The following is a 3,755-nucleotide window of genomic DNA, read 5'->3' on the forward strand; positions in this document are numbered from 1 at the left end:
CGCGGCCCCGGCGCGGCGCGCGCCCGGCTCGGCGGGCGGGGTGGATCTGTCGATGGGCCGGGTGCCCGAGCTGCGCATGCGCGAGGGGCAGCGCTTCAACAACACCACCGCCATGGCGCATGTCGGCGGCGCCCAGCCCGGCGCCGATTGGGGGCGGCAGTTCCAGCGCTGGGTGCAGTCGAGGGGCTTCTACCCGCAGCAGGCGGCGATGCGCGGCGAGGATGGCTCGGTGGTGCTGCGCGTCACCGTGGCGCGGGACGGGCGGATCACCGCGGTGCAGATGATCAGCCCGACCGGCTCGCGCTGGCTGGACGCCGCCGCCGTGTCGCTGTTCCGCGACCAGGTGGGCCCCGCCTTCCCGATGACCATGCCGGGGGAGGAGACGGTGATCAACTTCACCATCCACTACCGCATCATCGGGCGCTGAGGCGGCGCCTCAGGCCGGCGCCTTGCGCCACAGCACCGAGAGCAGCCCGGCCCCCATCAGCAGCCCGCCGCCGGTGCGGTTGACCGCGCGCTGCACCGCCGGCCGGCGCAGCGCGCCGCGGGCCGAGGCGGCGAGCAGCGCGTAGAGCGCCGCATTCGCCGCCGCCATGCTGACGAAGGTGGCGATCATCACGCCGACCTGCGGCAGGAAGGGCGCGCCCGCGGCGAGGAATTGCGGCACGAAGGCCACGAAGAAGACGATGCTCTTCGGGTTCAGCGCCGTCACCGCATAGGCATGGCCGAAGATGCGGCCGAGGCCGGCGGAAGGGGCGGCGGCGCCCGCCTCCTGCACCGGGGCGCGCCACAGCTTGAGGCCGAGATAGACCAGATAGGCCGCGCCCACCCAGCGCAGCAGGGTGAACAGCTCGGAGGAGGTGGCGAGCAGCGCGCCCAGCCCGGCCATGGAGGCGGTCATCGCCGTCAGGTCGCCGAGCGCCACGCCCGCCACCATGGCGGCGGCGGGCCGCCGCCCATGCCCGAGCGCGTAGGAGATCACCAGCAGGATGGTCGGCCCCGGGATCGCCAGCAGGATGGCGGCGGCGGCGGTGAAGGCGAGCCAGTTCTCGATCGGCATGGCGGGGCTCCGGCGTGGCGAAGCCCCAGCCATCCATGGAACGGCGCGGCGCGCAAGGGGCGCGCCGGCCGGCTCAGCGCAGCAGCACCGGCCGCTCCTCGGGCGGCTCCTGGTCCAGATAGTCCTCGACATAGAGGCGGCGCACCAGCATCAGCAGCAGCGCCGCCATGGGCGTCGCCAGCAGCATGCCGAGGAAGCCGAACAGCAGGCCGAAGGCGACCAGGGCGATGATGGTCGCCGCCTCCGGCAGGTCGACGCTGCGCTTCTGCACATAGGGGGTGATGAAGTAGCTCTCGATGGTCTGCACCACGAGATAGACCGCCACCACCGACAGCGCGCCCGAGACGCCGTCGGCCAGGCCGAGCAGCACCGCCGGCACCGCCGCCAGCACCGGCCCCAGCGTCGGGATGAAGGTCAGCAGCGCCGCGATCATGCCGAGCACGGGCGCCAGCGGCGTGCCGATCAGCCACAGCCCGGTGCCGGTCAGCACGCCCACCACCAGCATCGACACCAGCTGGGCGCCGAGCCAGCCGCGCAGCGTCGCCGCCGATTCGCGGCACAGCGCATGGGCGCGCGGCCGCAGCGAGGGGGCCAGCAGCGCCTCGATGCCGCGCCGGTAGAGCGCCGGGTCGAGCGCGAAATACAGGCCGAGGAAGCCCACCAGCACGACATTCGCCAGCGCGCCGAAGGTGGTGTTCACCGCCACCATGGCGGTGCTGCCGCCGCCCTGGGGCAGGCTCATCTCCCCGGCGTTCAGCCGGCGCAGCAGCTCCTGCCCCCATTGGTAGTCCGAGAGGCGGTCGGCCAGGCCGGCGGCGGCGCGCGGCACCTCCTGCCACAGCGTGTTCAGCTGCTCGGCGATCGGCGCGGCGGCCAGCCAGCCGGCGCCGCCGAACAGCAGGGCGAGCGCCAGGATGAACAGCCCGACCGCCGCGCCATGCGGCAGGCGCGGCACCAGCCGGCGCAGCCGGTCGGCCCCGGCATAGAGGAACACGCCCAGCAGCGCGGCGGCGAAGACCAGCAGCGGCAGCTGCGGCACCTGCCACAGCAGCAGCCCCAAGCCCACCGCCAGCACCAGCAGCGAAACCCGCCTGCGCGTCATGCAACCTCCCCCTGCGCCGCCCGCGCCCGCGCCGCTCCGGCACGGCCGCCCGGGCGGTGGCGTCGGGGTAAAGCCCGCGCCCTGGCCGGGTTGCCACGCGCTTGCCCCTTGCGCCGGGAGGCGGCCCCGCCTATCCGGCGGCGGCAGACGCACCCCTTCGAAGGAAGCCACCCATGGCCATCGAGCGCACGCTCTCCATCCTGAAGCCGGACGCCACCCGCCGGAACCTGACCGGCAAGATCAACGCCAAGTTCGAGGAGCAGGGCCTGCGCATCGTCGCGCAGAAGCGCCTGCACCTGTCCGAGGCGCAGGCCGGCGCCTTCTACGCGGTGCACAAGGAGCGCCCCTTCTACAAGGACCTGGTGTCCTTCATGACCTCCGGCCCGGTGGTCGCGCAGGTGCTCGAGGGCGAGGACGCGGTGGCCAAGAACCGTGAGATCATGGGCGCCACCAACCCGGCCAACGCGGCCGAGGGCACTATCCGCAAGGAGTTCGCCGAGAGCATCGAGGCGAACAGCGTGCATGGCTCGGACAGCGCCGAGAACGCCGCCATCGAGATCGCCTTCTTCTTCTCGGGCATCGAGATCGTCGGCTGAGGCGGCGCGGGGCGGCCCCGCCGCCCCGCATCCCCGGAGACGAAAAAGGCGGCGCCCGCAGGGGCGCCGCCTTTCTTCATGAATCCGTCACGCGCGCCCGCCGGGCGCGGCCGGCTCAGCCCCAGATCAGGTAGAGCGCCAGCAGCAGCACCACGACGATGCCGATGCCCCATTTGGTGGCCAGCATGAAAAAGTCCCAGCCATGGGTGCGCTCGGCCAGGATGTCCTCGGACTTCACTTCCACGAAGTCGATCTGCTGATGCGCCTCGGCCATGGGTTCCCTCTGCTCGTCCGCCTGATGCGACTGCCGCTGCCGCAGGAATAGGCAGGGGGCGGCTCCGGGGCAAGGGGTTTGCGGGGCGCGGCGTGGCAAACCGGCGCGCCGCCGCGGCGTTGCTGGCGGCAAGGAGGACCGAGCATGCCGATCACCCTGGACGGATCCTGCCGCTGCGGCGCGGTGCGCTTCTCGGTGGCGAGCCACACGCCGCACCCCTATCAGCGCTGCTACTGCAGCATCTGCCGCAAGACCGCCGGCGGCGGCGGCTACGCCATCAACATCATGGGGGTGGCGAAGACGCTGACGGTCGAGGGCCGCACCGCGGTCTACCGGGCCGAGCTGCGCGACGCGGAGGGCCGCTGCGAGATCTCCAGCGGGAGGCGGCATTTCTGCGCCCGCTGCGCCAGCGCGCTGTGGATGGCCGACCCGAACTGGCCGGAGCTGGTCCACCCCTTCGCCTCGGCCATCGACACGGCGCTGCCGGCGCCGCCCAGCCGGGTGCATCTGATGCTGGGCTCCAGGGCGCCCTGGGTCGAGCCGGAGATCCGGGAGGGCGATGCCCGCTTCGACGAATACCCGGAGGAGTCGATCGAGCAGTGGCACCGGCGCCGGGGGCTGTGGGTGGAGTAGGGGCGCGGCCTCCGCCGAACAGGCCGGCGGCGAAGGGCGGGCGGCCCGCCGGGATGAGGCCACGCCGGCCGGGCGCCGCGCCGCTCAGCG

6 protein-coding genes are annotated in these 3,755 nt (G+C 73.2%); 3 read left to right on the plus strand and 3 right to left on the minus strand.

What is annotated here, in order from left to right:
- Nucleotides 1-427 (plus strand): TonB family protein (locus tag HMPREF0731_RS08595; RefSeq protein WP_007003695.1); only part of this gene is annotated, 427 nt, incomplete at its 5' end.
- A gap of 9 nt (nt 428-436) precedes the next feature.
- Here HMPREF0731_RS08595 and HMPREF0731_RS08600 read toward each other — a convergent pair.
- Both HMPREF0731_RS08600 and HMPREF0731_RS08605 read right to left on the minus strand, forming a co-directional pair.
- The gene (locus HMPREF0731_RS08600) at nt 437-1,060 is read right to left on the minus strand and encodes a LysE family translocator (RefSeq protein ID WP_007003696.1); all 624 of its coding nucleotides are present in this window, start codon (nt 1,058-1,060) and stop codon (nt 437-439) included.
- A gap of 73 nt (nt 1,061-1,133) precedes the next feature.
- Nucleotides 1,134-2,162 carry an AI-2E family transporter gene (locus tag HMPREF0731_RS08605; protein WP_007003697.1) on the minus strand — a complete coding sequence of 343 codons (1,029 nt, stop codon included), beginning with the start codon at nt 2,160-2,162 and terminating at the stop codon, nt 1,134-1,136.
- Between the two features lie 173 nt (nt 2,163-2,335).
- Between HMPREF0731_RS08605 and ndk the strand changes: the two genes are divergently transcribed.
- On the plus strand, nt 2,336-2,758 hold the full coding sequence (gene ndk / locus HMPREF0731_RS08610; protein WP_007003698.1) for a nucleoside-diphosphate kinase: 423 nt from the start codon (nt 2,336-2,338) through the stop codon (nt 2,756-2,758).
- Nucleotides 2,759-2,873: 115 nt separating this feature from the next.
- Here the strand turns inward: ndk and HMPREF0731_RS08615 are convergent, their stop codons facing one another.
- The gene (locus HMPREF0731_RS08615; RefSeq protein ID WP_007003699.1) at nt 2,874-3,032 is read right to left on the minus strand and encodes a hypothetical protein; all 159 of its coding nucleotides are present in this window, start codon (nt 3,030-3,032) and stop codon (nt 2,874-2,876) included.
- Between the two features lie 144 nt (nt 3,033-3,176).
- Between HMPREF0731_RS08615 and HMPREF0731_RS08620 the strand changes: the two genes are divergently transcribed.
- The gene (locus tag HMPREF0731_RS08620; RefSeq protein WP_007003700.1) at nt 3,177-3,665 is read left to right on the plus strand and encodes a GFA family protein; all 489 of its coding nucleotides are present in this window, start codon (nt 3,177-3,179) and stop codon (nt 3,663-3,665) included.
- The last annotated feature ends 90 nt before the right edge of the window (nt 3,666-3,755 follow it).

The organism is Pseudoroseomonas cervicalis ATCC 49957, assembly GCF_000164635.1.
GTDB lineage: Bacteria > Pseudomonadota > Alphaproteobacteria > Acetobacterales > Acetobacteraceae > Pseudoroseomonas > Pseudoroseomonas cervicalis.

Bases quoted from the DNA above. Each gene is read 5' to 3' on its own strand.
- HMPREF0731_RS08600 (WP_007003696.1), bottom strand. From the start codon at position 1,060: ATGCCGATCGAGAACTGGCTCGCCTTCACCGCCGCCGCCGCCATCCTG.
- HMPREF0731_RS08605 (WP_007003697.1), bottom strand. From the start codon at position 2,162: ATGACGCGCAGGCGGGTTTCGCTGCTGGTGCTGGCGGTGGGCTTGGGG.
- ndk (WP_007003698.1), top strand. From the start codon at position 2,336: ATGGCCATCGAGCGCACGCTCTCCATCCTGAAGCCGGACGCCACCCGC.
- HMPREF0731_RS08615 (WP_007003699.1), bottom strand. From the start codon at position 3,032: ATGGCCGAGGCGCATCAGCAGATCGACTTCGTGGAAGTGAAGTCCGAG.
- HMPREF0731_RS08620 (WP_007003700.1), top strand. From the start codon at position 3,177: ATGCCGATCACCCTGGACGGATCCTGCCGCTGCGGCGCGGTGCGCTTC.